We start from the raw sequence: 488 nt of genomic DNA on the forward strand, positions 1-488 counted from the left end.
CGATGCGGCCGGGCAGACGATCGACTTTCTGCTCTCACCCAGGCGGGATGCGGCTGCGGCCTGGCGCTTCTTCCGCAAGGCCTTGGGCCAGGCGCATACGGTCAATCCGCGGACCATCACGGTCGACAAGAATGCCGCTTACCCAATCGCGACGAAAGCCATGAAACGTGCGGGGGAGCTCTGGCGCTTTGCCAAACTCCGGCAGGTAAAATTTCTGAACAATATCGTCGAGCAGGATCACCGGCGCATCAAGCGGCTGGTCAGGCCTGGACTGGGGTTCAAAAACTTCCAGACTGCCTCCCAGACAATCGCTGGCTATGAGGCTATGGCGATGATCCGCAAGAGACAGGTCGCGATCGCACCAGCAAACGACATGAAGGCTCAGCGTGATTTCGTTGCTACTCTCTTCAGCGCTGCTGCCTAAACAGAGATCACGTTCGGCCGTCGTTTGACCTACGGCAGGAATTGCAACGGAACCGGTGATCGCG

The 488-nt window shown here is 58.8% G+C and carries 1 protein-coding gene; it reads left to right on the forward strand.

The genetic code is table 11. The features are described 5' to 3' along the window. On the forward strand, window positions 1-424 hold a 424-nt coding region (locus tag ACUXUR_RS26825), incomplete at its 5' end, for an IS6 family transposase (protein ID WP_445505395.1). Window positions 425-488 lie beyond the last annotated feature (64 nt).

It is taken from the genome of Microvirga medicaginis, from assembly GCF_052658925.1.